At 48.4% G+C, this 25,396-nt stretch carries 22 protein-coding genes; 16 read left to right on the forward strand and 6 right to left on the reverse strand.

Annotated elements, in window-relative coordinates; translation table 11 throughout:
- Positions 1-52 precede the first annotated feature (52 nt).
- The 6 genes from ICC18_RS03210 (at position 53) to ICC18_RS03235 (ending at position 8,613) form a co-directional block, all read left to right on the forward strand.
- Positions 53-2,476, forward strand: a complete 2,424-nt coding sequence (locus ICC18_RS03210; RefSeq protein WP_188172918.1) for a DUF8725 domain-containing protein — start codon at positions 53-55, stop codon at positions 2,474-2,476.
- Complete coding sequence (locus ICC18_RS03215) at positions 2,473-3,426, forward strand: ABC transporter ATP-binding protein (RefSeq protein ID WP_188172919.1); 954 nt, start codon at positions 2,473-2,475, stop codon at positions 3,424-3,426. The genes ICC18_RS03210 and ICC18_RS03215 overlap by 4 nt, the downstream gene beginning before the upstream one ends.
- Positions 3,401-4,234: an ABC transporter permease gene (locus ICC18_RS03220; protein ID WP_188172920.1), complete on the forward strand. Its 834-nt coding sequence runs from the start codon at positions 3,401-3,403 to the stop codon at positions 4,232-4,234. The genes ICC18_RS03215 and ICC18_RS03220 overlap by 26 nt, the downstream gene beginning before the upstream one ends.
- Before the next feature lie 706 nt (positions 4,235-4,940).
- Entirely contained in the window at positions 4,941-6,632 is a 1,692-nt protein-coding gene (locus ICC18_RS03225) for a DUF8809 domain-containing protein (protein WP_188172921.1), read from the forward strand.
- 110 nt (positions 6,633-6,742) lie between these two features.
- Positions 6,743-7,732: an AAA family ATPase gene (locus ICC18_RS03230; RefSeq protein ID WP_188172922.1), complete on the forward strand. Its 990-nt coding sequence runs from the start codon at positions 6,743-6,745 to the stop codon at positions 7,730-7,732.
- Positions 7,729-8,613 (forward strand): DUF58 domain-containing protein, encoded by an 885-nt coding sequence (locus tag ICC18_RS03235; protein WP_188172923.1) that lies wholly within the window; start codon positions 7,729-7,731, stop codon positions 8,611-8,613. Before ICC18_RS03230 ends, ICC18_RS03235 begins: the two co-directional genes overlap by 4 nt.
- A gap of 58 nt (positions 8,614-8,671) precedes the next feature.
- Here ICC18_RS03235 and ICC18_RS03240 read toward each other — a convergent pair whose 3' ends face one another.
- Entirely contained in the window at positions 8,672-9,886 is a 1,215-nt protein-coding gene (locus ICC18_RS03240; protein WP_188172924.1) for an MFS transporter, read from the reverse strand.
- A gap of 109 nt (positions 9,887-9,995) precedes the next feature.
- Here ICC18_RS03240 and ICC18_RS03245 point away from each other — a divergent pair, with 109 nt between their 5' ends.
- The 8 genes from ICC18_RS03245 (at position 9,996) to ICC18_RS03280 (ending at position 18,842) form a co-directional block, all read left to right on the forward strand.
- A complete protein-coding gene (locus tag ICC18_RS03245) occupies positions 9,996-11,894 on the forward strand; it encodes a vWA domain-containing protein (protein ID WP_188172925.1) in 1,899 nt (632 codons plus the stop codon).
- Positions 11,878-14,742 carry a VWA domain-containing protein gene (locus tag ICC18_RS03250; protein ID WP_188172926.1) on the forward strand — a complete coding sequence of 955 codons (2,865 nt, stop codon included), beginning with the start codon at positions 11,878-11,880 and terminating at the stop codon, positions 14,740-14,742. Before ICC18_RS03245 ends, ICC18_RS03250 begins: the two co-directional genes overlap by 17 nt.
- A gap of 100 nt (positions 14,743-14,842) precedes the next feature.
- A complete protein-coding gene (locus ICC18_RS03255) occupies positions 14,843-15,325 on the forward strand; it encodes a hypothetical protein (RefSeq protein ID WP_188172927.1) in 483 nt (160 codons plus the stop codon).
- A 164-nt stretch (positions 15,326-15,489) separates the two neighbouring features.
- A complete protein-coding gene (typA, locus tag ICC18_RS03260) occupies positions 15,490-17,331 on the forward strand; it encodes a translational GTPase TypA (RefSeq protein WP_188172928.1) in 1,842 nt (613 codons plus the stop codon).
- 112 nt (positions 17,332-17,443) lie between these two features.
- Entirely contained in the window at positions 17,444-17,722 is a 279-nt protein-coding gene (locus tag ICC18_RS03265) for a YlaH-like family protein (protein ID WP_188172929.1), read from the forward strand.
- 20 nt (positions 17,723-17,742) lie between these two features.
- The gene (locus tag ICC18_RS03270) at positions 17,743-18,183 is read left to right on the forward strand and encodes a hypothetical protein (protein WP_188172930.1); all 441 of its coding nucleotides are present in this window, start codon (positions 17,743-17,745) and stop codon (positions 18,181-18,183) included.
- Between the two features lies 1 nt (position 18,184).
- Positions 18,185-18,463 (forward strand): hypothetical protein, encoded by a 279-nt coding sequence (locus ICC18_RS03275; protein WP_188172931.1) that lies wholly within the window; start codon positions 18,185-18,187, stop codon positions 18,461-18,463.
- Between the two features lie 181 nt (positions 18,464-18,644).
- Entirely contained in the window at positions 18,645-18,842 is a 198-nt protein-coding gene (locus ICC18_RS03280) for a PNPOx family protein (RefSeq protein WP_188172932.1), read from the forward strand.
- Positions 18,843-18,883: 41 nt separating this feature from the next.
- Here the strand turns inward: ICC18_RS03280 and ICC18_RS03285 are convergent, their stop codons facing one another.
- Positions 18,884-19,414 (reverse strand): YhcN/YlaJ family sporulation lipoprotein, encoded by a 531-nt coding sequence (locus tag ICC18_RS03285; RefSeq protein WP_223192329.1) that lies wholly within the window; start codon positions 19,412-19,414, stop codon positions 18,884-18,886.
- A gap of 125 nt (positions 19,415-19,539) precedes the next feature.
- On the opposite strand from ICC18_RS03285, the gene ICC18_RS03290 reads away from it, so the two are divergent.
- Positions 19,540-20,871: a PhoH family protein gene (locus tag ICC18_RS03290; protein WP_188172934.1), complete on the forward strand. Its 1,332-nt coding sequence runs from the start codon at positions 19,540-19,542 to the stop codon at positions 20,869-20,871.
- Positions 20,872-20,925: 54 nt separating this feature from the next.
- Here ICC18_RS03290 and ICC18_RS03295 read toward each other — a convergent pair whose 3' ends face one another.
- From ICC18_RS03295 to ICC18_RS03305, 3 genes are all read right to left on the reverse strand, one after another.
- Entirely contained in the window at positions 20,926-21,414 is a 489-nt protein-coding gene (locus ICC18_RS03295; RefSeq protein ID WP_188172935.1) for a hypothetical protein, read from the reverse strand.
- 21 nt (positions 21,415-21,435) lie between these two features.
- On the reverse strand, positions 21,436-22,533 hold the full coding sequence (locus ICC18_RS03300; protein ID WP_188172936.1) for a coiled-coil domain-containing protein: 1,098 nt from the start codon (positions 22,531-22,533) through the stop codon (positions 21,436-21,438).
- 100 nt (positions 22,534-22,633) lie between these two features.
- Positions 22,634-23,602, reverse strand: coding sequence for a hypothetical protein (locus ICC18_RS03305; protein ID WP_188172937.1), 969 nt, complete (start codon positions 23,600-23,602; stop codon positions 22,634-22,636).
- An 87-nt stretch (positions 23,603-23,689) separates the two neighbouring features.
- On the opposite strand from ICC18_RS03305, the gene ICC18_RS03310 reads away from it, so the two are divergent.
- Complete coding sequence (locus ICC18_RS03310) at positions 23,690-24,814, forward strand: class I SAM-dependent methyltransferase (protein WP_188172938.1); 1,125 nt, start codon at positions 23,690-23,692, stop codon at positions 24,812-24,814.
- Between the two features lie 57 nt (positions 24,815-24,871).
- Here ICC18_RS03310 and ICC18_RS03315 read toward each other — a convergent pair whose 3' ends face one another.
- On the reverse strand, positions 24,872-25,102 hold the full coding sequence (locus tag ICC18_RS03315; protein ID WP_188172939.1) for a DUF2626 domain-containing protein: 231 nt from the start codon (positions 25,100-25,102) through the stop codon (positions 24,872-24,874).
- Positions 25,103-25,396 lie beyond the last annotated feature (294 nt).

Raw genomic sequence — 25,396 nt, forward strand, 5'->3', positions numbered from 1 at the left:
AATTTTGTCGTCTAGATTGTAGATAGACTTTGAGGAGAAGGGAGCTTACAGTGTGAAAGTAAGCAGGTACAGCGGAAGAACGTCCCGCATCGCTCGTTTGGCACTACTTATCTTGTTCGTTTTAGGGGTCCAAGCTATACCATGGTTTGCAGGGTTAGCCGTGGCGGAGGAAGCTAGAGTAGAGGTTCAAGCCGAAGTCGGGTTCGGCGCATCCAATGTGAAGCAGGGTTTACTGACCCCAGTCAAATTCACATTGTTAAATCAGGGAGCGGACATAGCCGGCGATCTCGTGCTGCAGATTGCCAATCCGAACGGGAGCAAAGACTTCAGTTATGTTCAGCATGTTGAACTTCCTCAGGGAAGCACGAAAGAGATCCGCATGCTGGTGCCTGGATACACGTATTCAAAGAGCAATAATCGGATATCTTTTTTTCAAAACTCAGTTCAATCCGGGAAAAAGATTAGTCTGGATGGTTCTACATATTTGGAAGCTTTCAACATGCCGCGAGAAACGATGCAGGTTGGGGTTCTAGCCAGAGATGCGGATACGATGAACTTTCTGGCGGTGTTGAACCAATCGGGCAAGAAGCTGAATGTGCTCCATTTGAAACAAGCGGATATACCGGGTTCCGCATTAGGTCTTGCCGGGCTTGACGTTCTCGTTTTGAACGATTTTGCCTCAGATACCTTCACCCAAGAACAGGTTCAAGCGATTCATTTATGGGCACAGCGTGGCGGCACTTTAATTTTGGCAGGAGGGGCAGGCTATCCGAAGACGGCGGCACCATTTATCGAGGCAGCTCCTGTTACTTATCAAGGCACGACGGCAATTCAAAATCTTCCCGAACTTGCCAAATCGGGTGAAAAGGAGCTGACTGTAACGTCTCCGTTTACAATCTCTCAAGCCCAGCTTGCTAAAGACGCGGAAATCGTGATTGCCGAAGGGAACATTCCGCTGTTTGCCCGCAAAGCTTACGGGAGCGGATCCATTGTGTATGCGGCATATGATTTATCTTTGAATCCGCTTGCGTCCTGGAATGGAAATTCCAGACTATGGGAGCAAATCCTCGCAGATCCTCTGCAGCGCGCAGTTGATAATACTACGAACCAAATGCGGTTCGGACCGCAACCGTATTGGGAGATGCAGCAGGCATTGGAATTTTTCCCGAACCTGCAACCGCCTAGGTTGGCTATTTTAGCATGGGTAATGTTGTTTTACGCCATCGTCGTGGGACCGATTCTTTATTTTATACTCAGGCGGATGGATCGAAGAGAATTGGCATGGGTTGTCATTCCACTGTTAGCGGTAGTCACGAGCATCGGTATATTTCAGTTTGGCGCGACGAATCGCGGCAGTATGATGGCCCAGGCTTTTCATACGGTTGAGCTGGACGGATCGGGGTCAGGCGTTATGCAATCCACGATGTCAGTCTTCTTGCCGAAAGGCGGCAACCTGGATCTGAAAATTCCTGGAACTGCAGCCGTGCGTCCTTTCTTGCAAAACGATAATTATAACGGGCAGCAAATCAATGAACAAAGCGAACTGCTCATTCGTCAGGAACAAGAAGCAACGTTAGCCAGATTGCAAAATGTTCCTTACTCTTCGGTCAGCAAGTTGCATGTGGATGAGGAAAAGCGGATTCAAACCGGGAAACTGGACTATACCGTAACATCACTCTCGGGTCATGCAGCCAAGGGTGAAATAACGAATCATACGCAGCACGATTTGACGGATGTAGCCGTCATTATCAATCAGGTTTTTATCAAAATCGGCCCGATGAAAGCCGGGGCATCAGCAAGCTTTGACACTTCCAACGGCAGTGGCATTTCATATGGACCCGATGCCGCTCATGTAGCGTTTCCTAATTCAGGAATGGGCGGCTTGGATGCGAATTTACATCAACGCTCTGTGTTGAATGCTTATTTATTTGACAAAACGAAGCTGTCGGGTGGATTTGATCCGCTCATTATCGGCTGGTCGAAGGATCAGACTTCGATCCTGTTGGGCAATGGTAAAACCTTGCCTACTGATCAATTAACGCTTTTTGCACAAAAAATGAAGATCAATTTTGTATCGACAGATGGAAAAATCCATATTCCTTTTCCGATGCTCGTCCCGGATCTGGTCGATAATCATCTTAAAGTAAGTGACATCAATTTTCATAATGGCCCGTACATGCAAATGGGGGGAGGCGATGTTACGTTCGAGTATCGGTTGCCTTCGATACCCGGAGCGAATTATCAAAAGATGGAGATGCACGCCGATGTCAATAGAGACGTGACGTTAGATCTGTGGAATACGCAGTCGCGTGAATGGGAGACCATCGATGTAAAGCCTCTCATGACATGGGAAGGCGAGAAGCTTCAGCCCTATATTCTGGAGGGAAAAATGATCCGCATAAAAGCAACTGCATTACAAAATAATATCGGATTCCGCATTCCGGCCATTTCAATGGAAGGAGCGGTGAAACCATGATCGATATTATGCAATTGACCAAAAGATACGGAAATTTTACGGCACTCGATTCGCTTACCATGCAGATTGATAAAGGGACTGTATTCGGTTTCGTTGGTCCAAACGGTGCAGGCAAATCAACGACGATGTCGATTTTAGCCACCTTGCTGAGCCCGACATCGGGTACTGCAAAGGTCGGGGGCTATGACGTGACGGAGAAACCGAAAGAAGTCCGTAAATTGATTGGATATATGCCGGATTTCTTTGGGGTATATGATAATTTTAAAGCAACAGAATATCTGGATTTCTATGGAGCTAGCTATGGGATTCCGAGGGCGGAACGTTTAAAACTGATTCCACAACTTTTGGAACTGGTGAATTTATCGGAAAAAGCGGATTTCTATGTGGATTCATTATCGAGAGGGATGAAGCAGCGTCTTTGTCTTGCGCGATGCCTAGTCCATGAACCTGAAGTACTTATACTCGATGAACCTGCATCAGGACTGGATCCTCGGGCGCGAATCGAGATGAGGGAAATCCTGAAGGAACTGAAGGCTATGGGCAAGACGATCATCATTTCGTCGCACATATTGCCTGAGCTTGCGGAGATGGTGGATGAGATCGGGGTTATCGAATATGGCAAGCTCATTGCCAAAGGCAAAGTGTCGGATATTCAAAATCGGATGAAAGCGAATCGTGTCTTGCATGTTCGCGTCGTCGGCGGCATGGAAGAAGCAGCTTCTTATCTCGAACAACAATCTCATGTCACAATGGTATTCACGGATGAGAAAGGGATTCACGTTCATTTCGGAGGCGCAGATGAAGATCAGGCCAAGCTGCTAATTCGATTAGTTGAGAAGGGCTTCCAGGTCCTTTCGTTCAGTGAAGCCTTGACGAATTTGGAAGATGTGTTTTTGGAAATTACGAAGGGGGGCGGTGCGCACGATGAACAACAAATTAAATTGGATTAACCCGGTAATGGAAAAAGAGTTCCGCTTGCGCATGCGCACGATTCGGTCTCCAATCTCCATACTTGTATATTTGCTGGCAATAGGTCTGCTCGCCCTTGGCTTCGCCTATATCAATATGGGGAACCAACCCGGCGGTGTTCTCAGCATCAGAAAAAGCAGCGAGTTGTTTTACTTTTTGAGCGGTGCGCAGCTGGTACTGATCGCTTTCATGACGCCGGGATTAACGGCTGGCGTAGTTAGCGGGGAGCGTGAGAAACAAACGTTAAATATGCTGCTAACGACACAGCAGAGCTCAGGGACTATCATCTTAAGCAAATTATTCTCCTCGCTCAGCTTCATGTTGTTGACGGTCGTGGCTACCATGCCGCTATACAGCATTGTGTTTTTATATGGCGGGGTATCGCCGTGGCAGCTGCTGTCGGTATTTATTTTTTATGTGTTTGTTATGCTCCTGCTTGGAGCTGTGGGCGTCTTTTTCTCCACGATACTGAAAAAGACGGTCCTTTCCGTTATTGCAACGTACGGGTTTGTCCTCTTTATTTTTGGTTTCACGGCACTAGCCGGTCTGTTCTTCGGACAAATCGGCGGCAGGGGTATGGATGAGGATGTGCTCGGGTATTTCCTCAGCTTCAATCCAATGGCGGTTTTGGTAAGTCTCATGATCCCAGACTTCGCCAAACAGCTATTCAAAGGGCATACCTGGCTGCAAATGTGGCATCTGTTTTGTGCTGCCTATACAGTGATTTCTTTTGTGCTGCTTTGGCTAAGCATCCGTTATTTACGTCCGATCATGAAGCGTAAGAATTAGATATAAATGTTAAAAAAGTCCGCTTTCAGAACCGAGAAGGTTGGACGAAATCCGGAGAAGGAGGAACGGAGCGAGATGTGAGTACAGGACTTCCCGGTTTCGTTCAAGATTCGATGTCGAATAAGCATCTAGAGTTACTTCGTTATGAATAAACCTATATCGAGGCAATTCGGAGTTGAGCGACCGCGTTTAGAAGTAGTTTATTCGCCAATCAGTCTATCGTCTGATGTGGACAAAGAGGGCTATTTTAGCTACCTCTTAAAAAGAAGGCTCTGTTAAACTTTGTTGTTGATTTTCTTTATTTAAAAAAGAGCGGAACTGCGAAGGTTCATAAATCACAGAAACAACGATTCTGTGTGAAATTTCATATAAAATCGGGCTCTTCGCTTCAATTAGAGCTTTTGTGTATGATTTTTCGTGTATAACCATGGAAATTACCGTTTGAAGGATAAATCTGTATGATTTTTCGAGTATATATATGGGGAAACGATAGTTTCGAATTGATCGCTAATTGTTTAGGTGGTTTTTCTTACCATATAAGAATTTATAAGTTTCCGATGAGTCGGAAAACGAAATTCTTATTGGCGAATAAACCTTCTGCTGAACGCGGTCGCACATCTTCGAAAGACCTCGATAGAGGTTTATCTCATGGTTAGAATTCAACAATGAAGAATAACAAAGCCAAAAAGAAAGGAGAGGTCTGATCGTGGAGCAAACCTTGCTGGAAGCATCTCTTCAACCTGTACGAAGCCGATTGCGGCAGGCTTGGGGTTTAAGAGTATTAAGCTGGAGTGTACTTGCAGGAATCGCGGCAGCTTGCTCGTGGATGATGTTGGGACGTTTTTTTCTCATTCCTGGCTATCGATATGGCGCTATCCTCAGCATGTTGTTCATGCTGGTTATTGGATTCGTCTGGCTTTTTTTTAGAAGACCTGATATAAAAGCTGCCGCCAAGCTGCTGGATGAACATGGATTGGAGGATCGGGTGTCTACAGCTCTGGCCTACAGCGATCAGACTTCCGTATTTGCCAATCTTCAAAGGCAGGATACGCTAGAGCGAGTTTCAAGCTTTGTGGATACGGAGCTTCGTCGTGTTATTCCCTTACGATTGACTTATCATCCATGGCTTTTTGCATTAGGCTTTGCGGTTATCTTCGTTGTGTTGCTTCTTTTACCGAATGCCAAGGATCAAGTTCTTTTGAATGCTGAGAAGGAACGAGCCTGGGTGCAGGAGCAGAAGGAGCATGTGGATGAATGGGTGAAAAAAGCTGAAGCGATCCCATCCCCGCGTCCAATAACGAAATCGACGTTAGATGCGCTAAAAGAGCTGGAGCACAAACTGGGACAGACGCCAACTTCAGCCAAAGCTTTGGAAGAATTGGAAAAAGCATTGAAGAAACTTGCAACGGGCTTAAGCGATCTTGAAAAGCAGCAGAAGCGCGCTGAGCAATGGGCTGAATCGATGCAGCGAACCGAGGCGCTGCGCCAGCTAGGGCAAGCGCTGCAGCAGAAGGCGGCGGAGCGCGTCGCGCGCGAAATGGCAAAGCTCGGCGAGCAAGTACAGAAGATGACGCCGCAGCAGAAGCAGCAGCTCGCGAACGAGCTCGAGCGCCTCGCGGCCTCGGCTGCTGCCGCGTCGCCTGCGGCCGAGCAGCAGCTTCGCGAGCAGCTCCAGCAGGCCGCGTCAGCGCTGCGCAGCGAAGGCGACGCGCATGAGGCGCTCGCCCGGCTGCAGGAAGGCCTAGCGGCGGCCAGCGCGGAGCAGCAAGCTCTCGCGCAGCAGCAGGCGCAGGCTGCGCAAGCAGCGGCGAGCCTTGCCGCAGCTGTGCTGCCGCAGGCCCGCGAGCTTGCCGCGATCGGCGCGCAGCCCGGCCAGGCGTGGGCGGCCGGCGGCCTCGCGGAGCAGCTCGCCGCGGCCGGCACGGCACCGCAGCCGGGCGCAAGCGCCGGCTCTCCGCCAGCGGCGGGCACGGCTGCGGGTACCGCAGGCACGAGCCCCGCGCCGGGCGGCACGTCCGGCGGCGCTGGCGCGGGTGCCGGTGCAGGAGCAGGCGCCGCAGGCGGAGCGCCAGGCAGCGGAGGCAGCCCGGGCCAAGGCAGCGGCGTCGGCGGCACGCAGGGCGGCACAGGCGCTGGCTCGCGCGGGCTGGTAGCGACGCCGCGAGAGCGCTCCGGCACGGGAGGCACCTACGCCGACGGCGGGCCGACCAACGGCCGCGGCGGCGAAGTGAGCCAAGGAGGCTCAGCGCCGGCCTTGGACGGAGCGTCGCGCCCGTATGAAGATGTCTACGCCGATTACGCAGCAGAGGCCTCGAGCGCCTTGAATCGCTCCGATCTGCCCCAGAATATGCAGAATTTGGTGCGGGACTACTTCTTGGAAATTCAACCTCAACGTTAATCTGCACAGGGGGAAATCGACCAACAAGTCAGTTTTGCTACGCAAAATTTTAAACGGATGCTTACGTAGTCAGTTTTGCTCCGCAAAACTTTAAGGAGAGAGAAGAAGCGATGGTGGAATCGAAAGAGCAATTAGATGCCTGGAGTATAGCGGTCAATCAAATAAGGGAACAGATCGGGCGCGTCATTGTCGGACAGCAAGAGGTTGTCGAGCAACTGCTCTGGTGCATGTTGGCCGGCGGTCATGCGCTCTTGGAAGGGATTCCGGGACTTGGCAAAACGATGCTCGTCAAAACGATTGCCGATACGGTCGACCTCAGCTTTTCCCGCATTCAATTTACGCCGGATTTGATGCCGGCTGACATAACGGGAACGAACGTCATTCAATTTGGCGCACAGGGTGAAACGACATATCGTTTCCAGAAAGGACCTATATTCGGGCATTTTGTTTTGGCGGATGAAATTAATCGGGCCACACCCAAAACACAGAGTGCGCTGCTGGAGGCCATGCAGGAGAAAACTGTAACGGTAGGCTCCGAAACCTATAAGCTGCCTTCGCCTTTCTTTGTATTAGCAACTCAGAATCCGCTGGAGCAGGAAGGGACATATCCGCTGCCTGAAGCTCAGCTTGACCGCTTTTTGCTCAAAATCCATGTTACCTACCCGACGAAAAGCGAGCTGAAAGAAATTGTGCTGCGTACGACTTCGGCGATCGAACAGCGGGCTGAGAAAGTAGCCGATGGCGGGCTTTTACGTCATATCCAGCAGGGGCTGAAACATATTTTAGTTGCTGAGGATGTTCTGGATTATGCCGTACAACTGCTCATGAACACACATCCTGAAGAGACGTCCGCGCCTGAAGCTGTCAAGAAATATGTGCGTTTTGGTTCAGGGCCACGCGGTGTACAGTCGATGATTGCAGTGTCCAAAGTACGGGCTTTTCTAGCAGGACGCTACCACGTTTCTAAACAAGATCTTGCCGCAGTAGCGTATCCGGCTTTGCGCCATAGGTTATTCTTGAACTTTGAAGGACAGGCCATAGGGATTTCGCCGGATTCGATCATTGAAGCTGTCGTCCATTCTTTGGAGTCCGGACGATGAGCGGCAATGGATGGGACTTGCTCGATCCTGCTCTCCTGCAGCGTTTGGAACAAATGAATATAGCAGCGAAGAGCCGCATTCGCGGCACGATGCAAGGCAAACGCCGATCAACGGATTTCGGTTCGTCATTGGAATTTGCCGATTATAGACTGTATACGCCAGGCGATGATACAAGGCAATTGGATTGGCATGCCTATGGAAGGACAGGCAAGCCGTTCATTAAGCTTTTTATGGATGAACAGGAGCTGCAGGTGAACCTTTGGCTGGATGCGTCGCAGTCCATGAATTTCAGCTCCAAATGGGAATATGCCAAACAGCTTGCAGCGGCAATTGGTTATATCTCCTTAAGCCGTTACGATCGCGTCAGCGCAGCCGTTTTTACATCGCAAATTACGAAACAGCTGAAGCTGTTTCGCGGTAAGGGAAGTTCATTGCGTTTTTTTAATTTTCTATCAGGAAGCCAAGCTGAAGGATTGGGCGATATGGGTGCTGTATTCCGCAATCCTTCCATACTTCCCAGGCAGTCGGGAATGACCTGGTTATTCTCCGATTTTTTGTACGAACAGGGCGTGGAGGAGGCATTGACTTATTTGCTTGCGGCCAAACAAGAAGTTGCAGCGATCCAAATTCTTGCGCCCGAAGAGCTGGCACCCGAACTTGCCGGCGAGCTGCGGCTCATTGATAGCGAAACCGGAGCTGCCAAAGAAGTGGCAATGAGCAGCAAAATATTGCAAGCCTACCGGAAGGCAGTAGAGCAGTATACATCCGGGCTTAAGGCATTTTGTTATGAGCGGGGTATTACTTATGTGCTTGCGGTGACAAGCGTGCCGATCGACGAATTTTTGTTAGGCGAGCTTCGGCGCAAAGGTTTGATGCGATAGATATAAATCGATGCAACTATCGCCCCAGAGGCTTGCTGTTTCCGCTCAGTAACCTAAGCTAGTTCGAAGTCCGCCCGAAAAGGCGCACAACACGCTTGGCTTGCCAGAGGCACCATCCATAAATGAGCAAGAATACGACCATGAGAAGTACCGAATACCGGTACATGACCGCATAACTGCCGCAATAGGTTGCTAAAGCGCCCAAGGCCATAGCACCTAAACCTATGCCGAGATCGTTGGCTGAAAAGAAGGTTCCGCTTGCAGCGCCCCGGCGATTTGGAGCCGCTCTAGCGATTGTCCATGCTTGAAGAGCAGGCTGCAAGGAGCCGAAGCCTACGCCATAGCATAATGCAGCCGCAGCCAGATTGGCTTCGGAATGTGCATAAGAGAGCAGCAACAGACCCGCGATTGTAAAAAAAGCGCCCGGCAAAAGCACCCATTCAGGTCCTTTGCGATCAAAAAGCAGACCTGTTATAGGGCGCACGATAAGCACCATGGAAGCATTGCACAGGAAAAACCAACCGACATTCGAAATGCCGGCTTCACGGCCGAACAGTGTGATAAACGTGACGATGCCTCCGTAACATACAGCTGTACAAAGCAATAATATGGATGGGAGCAATGCAGATCGTTCAAATAGACGATCCGCGAGCGTTGGCCGTTGAGCCGGTTTTTCGAAAGGCATTGGCGGTTTCGGATAGGTGATAAACAATGAGCTTAACAATGATAAGAGTGCAAGACATGTGGAAAGCTGCAGTACGCGTAGGAAACCGTATGCATTCATCAGCCATAAGCCGGTTAGAGGGGCGAGAGCCAATGCAAACGTATTGGATAACCCGTAATATCCCATCCCCTCTCCGCGCCGTTCAGCAGGAATGATGTCGGCAATAACAGTGCCTAAGGATGTGGTGGACATACCCCAACCGATTCCGTGAACGAAACGGGCAGCGAGTATGAGGGTGATTGCAGCCATATACGAATATCCGGCAATCGTTAAAGCGCAGATGGACAATCCGACAAGCAGCACATGTTTACGGCCAAGTGAATCAAGCGCCTTACCGGCAAAGGGCCGGGTTAACAGCGATGAGATCGTAAACAATCCAATGACAAGTCCAACTTGAGCGTCGTCTCCGCCTAATTGCGAGATATGGGTTGGGATCGTTGGGATCAGCATTTGAAAGCTAAAAAACAACAATAAGTTTGATAATGAAGTAAGCAGGAATGCTTTTGTCCAAAGCGGCTTATGCTGCTTTGCGGCATTTGGCTGTTTCATGATACCTCCCTGTTAGTACGCATAAAGACTTACGCTAGTATGCCCCAGTTTTGGAAATCGAACGCAATTCGTGAGCGAACGACCCTCATTCAGAAAAAGGTGAGCTTTTATGCAATTCGCGTCATTAGGCGGGCTTTGGTTCGCGCTTTCATTGCCCTTCATCGTCCTCCTATACATGCTAAAGCGCCGTTATACGGATACGGAAGTATCCAGTCACCTGCTATGGCAGCGGGTTCTGCGGGAACAGGAAGCGAACCGCCCTTGGCAGAAACTTCGTCGCCAGCTTTTATTATGGCTACAATTACTTGCCGCAGCTTTGTTCGTAATTGCACTGATGCAGCCTTATGTTCAGAGGCAACATTCCGCTAAAACCCATGTTATTTTCGTACTGGACGATTCTGCTAGTATGCAAGCTTCCGATGATCATCGTACAAGGCTTGATGAAGTCAAGACAGAGATGCTTGAGTATGCCCGCGAACATGCGCCAAATAGCGCGTACACACTCCTTGTTATGAAAGATCAGCCGGAAGTGCTCATCTCACGGCAAAACGGCGTCTCATCGTTACAAGAAGCTCTTAAACAAGCGGGTCCTTTTTATGGAAAAACCAATTATCAGGAAGCTTTATCCTTAGCTTCCGCATTATCTCGAGATGATCGGAATGCCGAAGTTCGTGTTTATACGGACGGACAGTGGACCGAACAAGCTTCCGGCGTTGTTTTCTCAGTTCCTGTTACGGTTCAGAAGCTATCCGGAACAACCGCGCCGGCTAATGTGAGTATCTCCCAATTTGGTGTTAAAAGCATCGCGGACGGTTCGGCTTACCAAGCGGTTGCAGCTTTAAAAAATTGGAGTTCCTCACCAATATCGATGAAAGCGACCGCTTTCATCGATTCGCAAGCCGTACATACCGATTCCATTGAGCTTAAACCCGGCGAACAGAAGTCGATCTTCATAGATCAACTGGCACGCGGAGATGTCTATAAGCTGCAAATCGATACGAAAGATGCGATGGAAGCTGATAATACGGCTTATGCATTTCCCGAAGGGAGCGGACGTATCCAGGCCGCTTATGTTGGAGAAGGGAATCTTTTTCTGGAAAAAGCACTTGCGCTGGCGAAGGTGGATTTGCTAAACGTTCAAAAAAACGCCAGCGGGGCCTATCCGCTTCCGCTTGGACGCAAACCTGATTTGATTCTATTGGATGGTGTGGATGAAGCGGCAATAAATGGTGAAGGATGGAAACGACTATTGGCTTCAACGCCTGCTTGGTCGATTGCCCCCGGCTCTGCAGCCGCCATAGAAGAAGCAGCGGTACTTCCATATACAATCGCAGATCATCCCATTACCCGTTACATTCATTTACAAGACGTAAATGTGGCAGGTATACAGAAACGGGCTGCAAGACCGTGGGAAAAGCCGATCGTTCAATCCGCTGCATCGCCCTTAATGCTTGCGGGTATGGAAACGGGCATTCCCAGATTGACATTTGCCTTTTCGCTTCAGCATACGGATCTTGTACTGCGTCCAGAATTTCCGGTCCTCGTACAAAATGCAGCGGCATGGCTTACCCAGTTTCGCGGCGGCAATCTAGGGCGCGTAGTTGCGGGAGAAACCAAAGAGATCGCGCTTCATCCCGAGACGGTTAAAGCATCTTGGAAGCATGATTCTGAGGGGGCAGTAAAAGATGAAATTTCTGCAGCACAGAACGGCATAACCCTGCAGTCAAGGCAAATCGTACCTGCTTCACCTGGACTGTATCAATTCGCGGAATACAATCAGGAGGGTCATTTGATTCAAACCCGGCCTCTGGAGGTCACGATGGATCCCCGGGAATCCAATATTAATGATCAAACAGAGATCAAGCTAAGCAAGAAAGACGACTCGCAATCAATCGGACAGGAAAGAGTAGAGTCTCTGAATCATCCGATTGCTCCTTGGATCGTGGTGATCCTACTCATCATGATGCTGTTTGAATGGGAGGTGTACCGTCGTGGGCTTTCAGTTTGACAGGATCTGGGCACTTTTGCTGTTACTGCCTATCCCTCTTTACATTTGGTGGTTATGGCAAGGTCTATACCGCCTCCGGGGCGGGAGGAAGAAGCTGGTAGTGATCCTGCGTACGGCAGTGCTTGTGCTTCTCGTTTTTACTTTGGCAGGCATGCAGTGGTTTACACTGGATCATCGCAAAAGTGTTGTATTCGCTGTAGACAAATCGGATAGCGTGAAGGCGGAAGCCAGACAAGCCGCGTGGATTCGAGATGCAGTGAAACTACGCTCCGAGCAAGATGAAGCGGGCGTTGTTTCAATAGGCTTACAAGCAGCCATTGAGAAGTCACTTGACGCTAATCAGATGGATGCTTTTCAGTTCAGCTCGCAGACGAACGGCCAGTTTTCCAATGTAGTTGCAGGATTGCAGCTTGCATCCGGGTTATTGACCGAAGCGAAGATTGGCCGTGTCATTCTGATGTCAGACGGCGAGGAGAACGTTGGCGACCTTCTCCGTCAGGGGACACTGCTTAAAGATCGTGGTATTAAAGTGGATGTGGTGCCGCTTCCTGCAAAAGAACGCAAAGATGCGGCAGTCGAGTCGCTGCGCGTACCCGATAAGTTGTTCCAGGCGGAAGCTTATACGCTAGAAGTAATGATTCGTTCGTCGTCAGCAGGTTCGGCGCAGCTTCGCGTATTCGAGGATGACAGGGAGATAACAGCCCAAGGGGTCGTTTTAAACAAGGGCGAAAATCGTTATGCTGTCCAATCGCTTGCCAAAGAACCGGGATTTCACCGGTACCGGGCGGAAATTTATTTGGATGGTGACGAACAGTCAGCGAATAATACGCACTATGCGTTCAGCAAGGTACAAGGTCCGCCAAAAGTGCTTATCGTAGAAGGCAAACCGGGTATATCCAAAAATGTGGAAGCTGCCCTCGAAGCCGCTTTGATCCCATTTGAGACAATAGCTCCTGAGTTGCTATCAAACGATTTTGCGACCTATATGAGCTATGAAAGCATCGTCCTGAATAACGTAGCCGCTACGCAAATTCCGCAAGCCAAGATGGAGATGATCGAGCAGGCGGTTCGGGATTACAGTGTTGGATTCGTTATGTTGGGCGGGGAAGACAGCTACGGTCTTGGCGGCTATTTCAAAACTCCGATTGAACGCGCTCTTCCGGTTTATATGGACTTAAGAGGCAAACGGGAAATCCCGTCGCTCGGCATCGTTCTCGTTATGGATAAGTCGGGCAGCATGTCTGGGGATAAAATCAAACTCGCCCAGGAAGCCGCATCTCGAACCGTCGATTTATTGCGTGACAAAGATACGGTCGGCGTTCTTGGCTTTGACAGCTCTCCGCATTGGTATGTGGAACCGCAAAAGCTAAGCGATAAAGAGGGAATTGTTAACAAAATCAACTCCATTCCAGCCGATGGAGGCACTGAAATTTATACGGCTGTAGAGCAAGCCTATGAAAAATTGTCAAAGGTGGACGCGCAGCGAAGACATATCATCTTGTTAACCGATGGGCAATCGTCAACGAATCAAAGTTATGAAGCTTTGACAGCACGCATGCAAAAGGACAATATCACGATGTCCACCGTGGCCATCGGCACGGATGCGGATCAAGTGCTGCTGGGGCAGCTCGCCGAGCAGGCGAAGGGAAGGTATTACGCGGCGGTAGATCAAACGACGATTCCCGCGATTTTCAGCAGGGAAGCTGTGCTGATTTCAAGGACGTATGTGGTGAATCAGCCTTTCGTTCCGGCCTATGCGGCTGGGGCTGATTGGAGGAACATTTTAGGGCAAGGATTACCTGCCCTGAATGGCTACATTGCGACAACGGCTAAAGAAGCGGCAGAGGTCGTCCTTACAAGCCCCGAACCTGATCCGATTCTGGCGAGATGGCAGTATGGAGCCGGGAGATCCGTCGCTTGGACGAGCGATGTTACAGGGGCATGGTCCGGGAACTGGGTGACGTGGCCGGGATTCGCTCCAATGTTGACGCAAATCATCAAATGGACATTCCCGCAGTTTCAATCTTCACCGCTGGAGCTTAGCAGTCATTTGTCCGGCAACGAGGTGACGCTTGAAGCAAGAAGCGCCGCCGGGAGCGGCGAGGCACATGGCGAGCTGCGGGCTGTAGTGACGGATGAGTCCCTCGGTTCGCAAGAAGTGGCTTTTACACCGACAGCGCCAGGCGAATATTTAGTAAAGCTGCCTGTGGATAAGTCAGGCGTATATCTTGCCAAGACCGAACTGCTGGCTGAGGGCAGCGGCGAAGGTACGGAGAAGCGTATCGTCGGGAGCGCGACATCGGGATTTGTGATCCCGTATTCTCCGGAATACCGGATTACGGACGGGCAAGGTCTCAGCAAGCTGAAGCAGCTGGCTGAACTGACCGGCGGCCGGATGCTCTCGCTGGAACATCCGGAAGAGGCCTACGCCTTCGCTTCCGCGGCGCAGAAGCGGCTGTCGCCCATCAGCGATTACTTGCTGATGGCTGCGCTCTTGCTGCTGCTGCTCGACATCGCAGCGCGGCGCATATCCGTGCCGCCCGGCCTGCTGGCCCGGGCGGCGGCATCGCTGCGGCGGGCCGCGCCGGCCGGCCCGCCACCGCAGACGGAGACGCCGCTGGCGCGTCTCCGCGAGCGCAAGCAGCTTGCTGCGCACAAGCTGCAGCGCGTTGTGGAGCGCCCAGCCGGAGGCGGCGCTCCAGTACAATCGCCTGCTGCTGCGCAGCAGCAGGCGCAGGTCGAGCAGCCGGCGCCGCGCGCGGCTGCTCCGGCCCCTCCGGCGGCGGGCGAAGCGCCGCCGGACGCGCTCAGCCGCTTGCTGGAAGCTAAGCGGCGCGGCCGCAAATAAGTGTTCGCACCCTAGCAATTTTATCCAAGGTGCGATACACTAATTGTTGAAGGGTGTCGAACTGGACATCCCGTCGACTAGTGAATCGGGAGGGATTCGTATGGCTAGAAATAGCTACTCCATTGGAATTCTGTTAATCGGTGTGGCCGTAGTTTTACTGCTTGGCAAGCTGGGTGTTTTTCATTTTATCGCTTCCTTCTTTTGGCCGCTTGCTCTGCTTATTCCTGGACTTCTGTTCCATTTGCTATTCTTTAATCGCACGCTGCCCGCTGGTGTGCTTGTACCAGGAGGCATATTAACAACGTATGCGCTGATGTTTTTCTATTGCAACCTCTTTGGCTGGGGTTCTATGAGCTATTTATGGCCAGGATTTATTTTGGGTGTGGCTGTCGGGTTATACGAGCTTCATTTATTCGATCGCAGCAGCGATCGCGGCGTTCTGATTGCTGCAATGGTTTTGGGCATTATTGCGGCTGTATTTTTCGGAATGACACTTTTATTCAAGCTAGGCATTTATGTTATTGCACTGCTGCTTGTTCTAGCTGGCGCCGCCTTGATTTTGCGCCGGCCAAGATCGTGGTAAAACTTCAGCCGACCTTGTAAATGTTTTGTGTTTATTGGCTTTTACCTTGCATAATGTCGAGATTTTGCGTATAATAAATATAAATGTCAAGCGTCGGCGCTTTTGTCCGACGCTTCTTTTATGAACAGAGACGAAAATTATAGGGTAGAGAGGGTTTGACATTCATGCACGCAAGAGACAAGATTCGCAATATCGCGATCATCGCGCACGTTGACCACGGGAAAACAACGCTCGTAGATAAGCTGCTTCAACAATCCGGCACATTCCGGGAGAACGAAGCTATACAAGAGAGAGCAATGGACTCCAACGATCTCGAGAGAGAACGCGGGATTACCATTTTGGCGAAAAATACAGCCATTTCTTATAAAGATTATTTGATTAATATCGTAGATACACCAGGCCATGCCGATTTTGGCGGTGAAGTTGAGCGGATTATGAAAATGGTTGACGGCGTTCTGCTCGTTGTCGACGCTTTTGAAGGTACAATGCCGCAAACGAAGTTCGTGCTTCGTAAAGCGTTGGAGCAAAACCTGTCTCCGGTAGTTGTCGTTAACAAGATTGACCGTCCGAACGCTCGCCCTGCTGAAGTTGTGGACGAAGTTCTGGACCTGTTCATTGAGCTTGGCGCAACTGACGAGCAGCTTGATTTTCACGTTGTTTATGCATCTGCCCTTCAAGGGACATCCAGCTTGGATCCTGAGAAACAAGATGAGAACATGCACGCGATTTATGAGACGATCGTGAATCATATCCCATCTCCGACTGAGGATGTAGAACAGCCGCTTCAATTCCTTGTAACGTTGATGGATTACAACGAATACCTTGGCCGTATCGGTGTAGGTCGTGTCAACCGCGGTAAAATTCGCGCAGGTCAAACCGTAGCTGTAATGACTCGCGAAGGTGCTACAAAACAAGCTAGAATCGAGAAATTATTCGGTTTCACAGGCTTGAAACGAATTGAGATTGAAGAAGCTGCTGCTGGCGATATCATTGCCATCTCCGGTATCAAAGATATCAATATTGGTGAAACTGTAGCGGATCCGGCGCATCCTGAGGCGCTTCCGGTTCTGAAAATCGATGAGCCGACGCTGCAAATGACGTTCCTGGTGAACAATAGTCCATTCGCTGGACGCGAAGGCAAATGGGTGACTTCCCGTAAACTTCGTGAGCGTCTCTACAAAGAATTGGAAACTGACGTGAGCTTGCGTGTAGAAGACACAGACAGTCCGGATGCATTTATCGTATCCGGTCGTGGTGAGCTTCACCTCGGTATCCTGATCGAGAACATGCGCCGCGAAGGCTTCGAGATGCAAGTATCCAAGCCGGAAGTTATCATTCGGGTGGTAGACGGCCAGAAAATGGAGCCTATCGAGCGTTTGATTATCGACGTTCCGGAAGACAGCATGGGTTCCGTTATGGAAAGCTTGGGTTCCCGCAAAGCTGAAATGGTCAACATGATCAACAATGGCAGCGGCAACGTTCGCTTGGAGTTCCTGATCCCTGCTCGCGGTCTGATCGGTTACAGAACGAACTTCTTAACGTTGACTCGCGGCTACGGAATTATGAACCACGCTTTCGATAGCTACGGTCCTTACCAAGGCGCAGGCGTTGGCGGACGTCATGAAGGTGTGCTTGTGTCCAGTGAAACGGGCGTATCCACGTTGTACGGTATCTTGTCCGTTGAGGACCGCGGTATCTTGTTCGTACATCCGCAAACGGAAGTTTACGAAGGTATGATCGTAGGCGAGCACACGCGCGACAATGACATCATCGTTAACATTTGTAAAGAAAAAGCAGTAAATAATATCCGTTCTGCGAACAAAGAAGAGACTGTGAAGATGAAGACTCCACGCCTTTACTCTTTGGAACAAGCGCTTGAATATTTGAACGACGACGAGTATTGCGAGATTACTCCGAAATCCGTTCGTCTGCGCAAAAAGATTTTGAACAAAAGCGAGCGCGAGCGTGCTGAGAAGCACCGTAAAATGTCCGAAGCTGGCGTTTAATCAGGGTTTGTATAGGAGAAAAGGGAAATGTGGGCATAATGCCTCATTTCCCTTTCCCTGTATTTACATATGCATGATAATCAGCTAATTGAATATATGAGGTGAGTCATCCATGACGGAATGGTTTGGTAACCATATTTTTATTACCTACATACTTATTTTTGTCCTTATGACCTATGTGTACAACAAAGTATTCAGGACCCGCAAGCTGCCCGTTTTGAAGGCGCTAATCATTTATATACTGCTTGCAATCGGCTCCGTCATGCTGCTCTTTTTCCAGGTGGCAGGCTTGCCAATCGTGCCCAGCTTAGCGATAGCCGTATTTCTGATGCTGCTCGTTCGTATACGCTACTTTGTCGAGAAAAGAAGCGGAAACAAGCCATCCCGATAAGATTTCTGTAGGAGGGGCAAATGACGAAATACTGGCTGACTCCAATTATTCATAAGTTTCCATTACAGTTTGGGGCGGATCGGGTCTGCTGCGAACCGTTGCATGAACTCGACTCGTTTCGGGAGGCCGCTCATAAGCTGCATCCCAGATTGCTTCCCATGTTTAAAGCGAGTCTTCTTTTGAGTGATGACGAAGAGTTATGCGGTTCTGAGCTTATTGAGCTGGATTTGTCAGACGTTTACGAGATTGTGTTCGATGGCCGTCCGTATCATTTGTCTCATTGCGCTGAAGCGTTTCTGGATCGTATTTTGAACCCGCAAGAAGTCTTGCAATTGGTTTCAACTATGGACGATAACAATTCGGAACTTTCTTCTGACAAGCAACTATTATGGAAACAGCTTTGGCTGGATTGGCTGAAAAGCGGATGGGACGTTATTTTGCTAAGAGAGGACGGGGTCTGACGTGAAGCTGCAAGATGCATTGTTCAACTGGCTTCAAATGGAAATTGTTACGGAAGCGAGGCCGGATGATGAGGCTGCCCGCGAGACCCGTGATTTTTTTGCTTTAATCCTTGAAGAGGATCATTCGGTCAGTAACTTTTATATCATACAAGAGGATTCTCCGGCTATTTTCATTGCTTATGAACAAGAAGGGATCGGCAAGAAACAGCAGTTTGATCGTGAATCAGCCGAAAAGCTGCTGGAGGATATTAACTCGAATCCGAAATATAATAATCAATAGCCGCTTACGTTTCGCGACATATCTTTCTCAATTGGGCGTACAATAAGGTATAACTGGGTGTAAAAGGAGTGTTCGCATGGTACAAAAAATAGATGCATAATGGTGGTAGGCTCGCCACCGGCTATGCTATACTTAAAGCGTAAGAATCGTTTTTCACCACCTTATAGGAGGCGCGAACGACATGGCTGAACTCATCACAGCTTTACCGGAGCAGTTGTACTCAGTCCTGCAAAGAGAGAAGTTTTTGCTTCTAAACACCCAAGACGTTATGTTTTATGGCGCCCGTTTTGTGACCGAGCCTGAATTTGAAAAAACTTACGACATCCGTGCTGCTGAGAAGCCCGCCGGACAAGTTTTTGATGCGATGAAAAAAGCCTAGACCTGCGTACGCAGTCAGGCTTTTTGTTGTATTTCCGCGAATTATAGGTTTGGATTGCCAACTTGGTTCGCGTCGTTAGGCGCCTGATTGACTGGCGGATTGCGAATATCCCGCGGCAACTGAGGCATAATGCGGCCTACGATATCCGCCATTTGCTCGGCAAATCCGGTCATAGGTCTACCTGCCCTTACATTATCTCTAATGTCGCGTAAGCGTTGGTCTAAATCCATATCTGCTGTAACGACGGCATTGACACCATAGGGATCTTTCTTGAGTGCTTCCGCTACAGAATACTTGACTGTTCCGACTTTCGCTCGATCTAAGTCCTTTTTGATGTTGATACCAACGACGGCAGTATTGCCGAAGACGACGCAATGTGCGTTTTCGACCTCAGGTATGCTGGTGGCCAGCTGCTCCAAACGATCCGCAACTGCTTGAGAATCTTTGATTTCTAACTTTTGCGGCGCGATTTGTTGTACTTTGACTTGATTATTAGTTGGATCTTGAGGGGGGGCAGCACCATTATTAGGCGCTTGACTACAGCCGGCTGTGAGAGACAGCACCAGCAACATCAGGCAGATTTGTCTCACTAGAATCGTTCCTTTCTTTTCCTTGAATCTCGCGTTTAGTTTGTCCTATATAACTAGGATGTATGTATGAATCAAGATCTAACGCCAAATCCGGGAGGGGACATATAATGAAAAAAATTTACGTGTTAGATACCAATGTGCTGCTTCAGGACCCTAATGCATTATTTGCATTCGAAGATAATGAAGTGGTCATACCCGCCGTGGTGTTGGAGGAAATCGATTCGAAAAAACGAAATGCCGATGAGATTGGTCGAAATGCAAGATATGTATCGAGGTTGCTTGATGGCCTGCGGGCTAAGGGGACTTTGTCCGACGGTATCACACTCGAGCAAGGCGGCAGTATTAAGGTAGAGTTGAACCATCGCAGCTTTACAAAGCTGCAAGAAACCTTTGCCGAACTCACGAATGATAATCGGATTCTCGCTGTAGCGCTGAATTATCATATTGAAGAACAATCGAATGACCTTCCAAGACCCGTCGTCATCGTCAGCAAAGACACACTGGTGCGCATTAAAGCGGATGTGCTCGGGTTAACTGCTCAGGATTATTTAACAGACAGAATCGTTGCTCAAAACGACATGTATACGGGATATTTAACGCTGCATGTTCATCCTTCCATTATTGATGAATTTTACTCCTATCGTTACTTGAGCGTGAATTCGCTTAATATAGGCTATATGCTGCATCCGCACGAATTCGTTATTTTGCGTGATGAGCTTGGTACATCCAAATCGGCTCTACTGAAAGTGAATGCCGAAGGCAAAAAACTGGAGCCGCTCTTTATGAGCAATGAGCCGATCTGGGGCATTGCGGCTCGTAATGCCCAGCAGCGCATGGCGCTCGAGCTTCTGCTCAACGACGATATCCCGCTCGTCACCCTGACAGGGAAAGCGGGAACCGGCAAAACGCTGTTAACGCTGGCGGCGGGCCTTATGAAAATTGAAGATGAACGCAAATATAAGAAGTTGCTGATCGCTCGTCCGGTAGTTCCAATGGGAAAAGACATCGGTTATTTGCCAGGGGAAAAAGACGAAAAGCTGCGTCCGTGGATGCAGCCGATCTATGATAATTTGGAGTTTTTATTCGATACGAAAAAACCGGGCGACATCGATAAAGTGCTTGCCGGACTCGGCAGCATTCAAGTTGAAGCCCTAACCTACATTCGCGGGCGCTCGATTCCGGGTCAATTCATCATTATCGACGAGGCTCAGAATCTTTCGAAGCATGAAGTGAAAACGATCGTCTCTCGCGTCGGGGAAGGCAGTAAGATCGTACTGCTAGGCGATCCGGATCAAATCGATCATCCGTATCTCGATGCGTCCAGCAATGGACTCACCTATGTGGTGGAGCGTTTCAAACAGGAAAGTATTAGCGGTCATATTACGCTTGAACGGGGTGAACGTTCCCATTTGGCGCAGTTAGCTGCGGATCTGCTCTAAATGATAGAAGCCCTCGTCCCGATTGGGATGGGGGCTTTCCAGGTTTTTATCGAATTAGACTAGAACTTCTATTTGACATTTATAGGCTTTCGCTATACCGTGCATGAGCTCTTCCAACTGCCGGTCCACGACAAAAATGTTCTGTCCCTTTTCTGTATATCGAGCAAGCAGGTGTTCTTCCATCTGAAGAAGTGCTTGTTCTACTTCCGCCTGATCGCTTGTTTTCACAATGCGAAATGTGCGGATCAGCTTTTCATAGAAAAAAGGATGATCAGCACGGCTTATGAAGCCGTAATCGCTAAATAAGTCAGTTAATTCCGCTTCTTCCGGCAAAAGGCGGAGAGGCATGATTTCTGTTTCAATCTTGTAGTGAGCCATGATCTCCAGTGCAGCTTGCCGCTGATCCTCATCGCTGACAATGAGCATTTCCTTGTCCCTGTCGAATAACTGAACCTTGCCGGCAAGAGCCTTAACGATTTGTGCGTAAAAGCCGGGGACTTTATCATCCGGCAAATCCATCAACAATCCTATTTTCGATTCCATTATGCATTTCCTCGCTTTTGATCACAGATTGAGTTTGAGCTTTACAATAGCAACGCCTTTTTTCGTCTCGACGCTTACGACATCCAGATAATTGACAATCTTCCTGGGTACGAAGCCTAATCTAAATTCCTTCATGAAATCATCAATCGTTGTATCCGGTAGCTGAAATCCATTGAATTCGAGCTGTTTCACGATAAATTGGACTTCATTCATATCGGGATTTTCCTTGAGGACAAATGTTCCTTGCAGCTCAATACTGACCTCACCCTTTCTCCCCTTGGCCATAATATTATCGTCCGCAAATTCAAAATTCAAATTTTGAAGAAGTTCATTTTTACTATGAATGTATGTATTAAAGTCGGTGTCCGTTATGGTGATGACGGGATTTTTGAAATTGGATAAGTCCAGATATTTATTGCTTCCTTCAGTGACATGTTGCGGCAGCTCTTTGAAAGCAGCGGACAGGTTGTTCAAATATTCCCGGAAAAGCGGTACGCCTTGTTCTTTCCATTCATTGTTTAAGCTCTTGATTTGCTCCTGGATGGCGGCCGCTTGCGCGCTAACAGCTAGCTGTTTATCCAGCTCCTCTTGAAGTTTCACGAGTCGATCACGCTGTAATAGATAGTTATCCTTCGTCTTCTGCAGCTCTATGCGCGCAGTTTCCAGTTCACCGCGCAAAGCTTTCAGTTTTTCGAAAGATACGGTGAAATTGGCTAATGCCCTGTGATCATTATTGATAATCATTTGTAAATATTCGAACATTTTGAGCGCATCGGCAAAAGAGGTGACGGAGAACATCAGCATCCAGATAGAGTCTCGATCACCGGTATAATATGCTCGCAGCACCTTGCCGGCGTGCTGTCTTGTGTTCTCAACTTCTTTGTTTTGCTTGTCTATATCGCGTTCGTTTTGCTTTATCTCTTCGACGATTTTGGCATCTTGTTCATTTAAACGGGCGACCTCTTTATCGATTTCAAAAATGGTAAGCCCCTTTTGCACGAGTTGTTTCGTTTCGTCGGGCGCGTTCGAGACTTCTTCCGCAAGGACCGAATAGGCCCCGAATGTTATGGATTGAATCAATAATACCGACATAATAATGGCTGCAATTTTATATTTCATCTAACGAACTCTCCCCCTATGAACAGATTATCATATTTCTATTAAATGAAGCACAAAAAAATACTTGCCTCGGGGAAGAGGCAAGTATTTTGAAATGGATCTATTTTTTTTCAGGAGTGATTAATTTGAGGATCTCATCGAAATTTTTAATGTTTTTCGGAACTTCTTTCGTTAATGCTGTTGCTTGATTGATCGCATCATAAGTTTGATGCAAGGAAATGTGATTTGCAGCTGTTTTGCCTTCCGCCGTGGTAATGGAGAAGTTGATATCCAATGATTCGTCGCGGATAAAGCCTTGACCATCAATAGCCAGAATCAGTTTGCTAGGAGCGTGGATTTGTACCGCGCTTGCCGGTGACTTCTTCAATTGTTCTGCTTTGTCTGCTGTGAGCAACCCATTATTTTGAAGTAAACTTATGAGTTCAGGCATTTTAGTTTGAAGTATGGCGTTAAGTTCCTTTTCATTTTTACTCGTTACTTCCAGATTGATGGATGAAGCGGTTGTTCCATCCGCCAGCTTAACCGGATTCTTCTCTTGTTTATACCATTTGGCATCCGTGCCGCTAAAAATCAATCCGGCAACCGATGTCGTCAGATGGGACGTATTTTTTAAACTGTCGAGGGTAAGCGGCGATTTACTGTTTTGACTCATTTGCTGCAAATCGATCGCGTAGTACTCTTCAGTCGTTTTATTTAAAGCTGGCATATTAAAATACATTTTGCTATCTTTAATGAGAACTGGAATCTCAATTGGCGATGACGATCCCTTTGGCGTTATTTTCAAATCAGCCTGGTATTGAAGCGGGTCGACATTGCTGATCCCCTTCCATTCAATCGTACTTTCTCTGACTAGAGACAGTAACCCATTCGTTAGCGGGTTTGCGGACTTCATTAAGGCATCGCTAATCGATAATGTTGTGCTGCCTTCGAACGTGTACGATTTCATCTCTTTTTGTTTGTCTAGCGCTAGCAGGGCTGTTTCTTTAATCTTCGTGTTATCGGTACATGCTGTTAACGATGTGACGCTGATCGCAGCTGCCACCGTTAAGGTCAACCATTTTTTGGACATGCTTTTATGTCTCTCCTTCCGTAATCCTTTTTCATTATAAAGGTTTCTTTTTCGTTTGTCTTCAAGTAAAGAAATGGGGGAAAGCGTTTGAACACACAGCTCGGACATCCTGATGTTGTAAACGCCTTGCTAGCCGCAATTCGGCAAAGCGAGAAGCAAATGATATCATTTCGGGATTTTATGAATATTTGTTTATATAGCGAGCCAGGAGGCTATTATCGAAATCCGAATTCAAAAATCGGCAAAGACGGTGATTTCTACACCAGCTCCTCTATCGGATCCGTCATGGGGGAGATGGTAGCAGCGTATATCTGTTCGCAGATAAGCACGGAGACTTCCTCGGATGACCCCATTCATCTGGTTGAATGGGGTGGAGGCAATGGGCGATTGGCTCTGCACTTGCTTAATGAAATTAAGCTCATTGCACCATCTATTTTTTCTCGTTTGTCCTATACGATCATCGAATCAAGCGGTTTTCATCGCGGGCTGCAAAGGCAGACGCTCGAGCAGCACATTGATCTTATTCAATTCATGAGTGAAAATGAATGGTTTACCGAGGGATCTCGTGATAACGTCTATGTTCTGGCGAATGAATTGTTGGATGCATTCCCTGTTCACCGGATTCGGTTTCAGGACAGGAAGTTCCAAGAATCTTACGTTTCATGGAACGCTCAGGAACAAATCTTTGAAGAAAATTGGCTGCCACTTGACGCTAAGCCTTTATTAGACTATATCGATCGGCTAGAAGTTCAATGGGCTGAAGGGCAAGTTGCAGAGCTGAATCTAGCCGCTGAAGCATGGGTAGGCTCAGTAGCTGCACATATGATCAGTGGAAGCTGTATGATCATTGATTACGGTGACCGTGAAGAGGAGCTTTATGCCGCACACCGTCACCAGGGAACGTTGTTGTGCTACCGCAAACATCAAGCTCATGACAATCCGTTTATTGCGCTTGGTGAACAGGATATTACATCGCATGTGAACTTCACATCCTGCATCGATTCCGCACATCGGAGCGGCTTCACAACCTGCACGCTTCAAACGCAGCGTGAATTTTTAGTGGAGCAGGGGATTTTGCAAAAACTACAAGACCATTTTGACCCGAATCCGTTCAGTGAGGTCTCCAAAAGAAACCGGGCTATTCGTCAGCTGCTGCTTAGCGATCAGATGAGTGAGTTGTTTAAGGTGTTTATCGCCAAGAAAAAAAGGTGATCCGACTGCCAATGAGTCGGATCACCTTTTTGTTGTTTGTCTTTTGTGGCGGCAGGATTAAACGGACATTTTGAAAAATGACCAGTACGTAAATCCGCCGAAGGAAATAATCATATATCCCCAGAACAACAATATGTAAGTGCGTTCTGATAAGCGCATATAGCCCAGAATGACGAATACGGCTGTTTGGAAAAAGAAAATCAGAGCCATCGGAATCATATTTCCAGCTAAGCTCATCAAAGCGATTACAAGTGTCCAAAAACCTAGAACCCGAAACATGCGATCCATTCTCGTTATATCCCCCTCTCATACCACGTTGCACTTTTACTACATCACATTATACCTTTTGATCCGAACAGTGTAAACCGTCAAAAGGTGACGAAATTAAAAACATTTCATCATATAAGCGTAGTATTCCATTTTATCCGAACTCCATGTATGAGTGTCAAAAAAATTGGCAATACCATTTAGTATCAAATAGATTCTATGAACTCTAGTATGGGCATAGAAATAGTAATAATGGCACGAATCAATTTATCCCTACTCCCTACGAATTGATTCTCTTTATTAGATGCATAGGAG

The organism is Paenibacillus sedimenti (assembly GCF_014534655.1).
In the GTDB taxonomy this organism is placed as follows: domain Bacteria; phylum Bacillota; class Bacilli; order Paenibacillales; family NBRC-103111; genus Paenibacillus_E; species Paenibacillus_E sedimenti.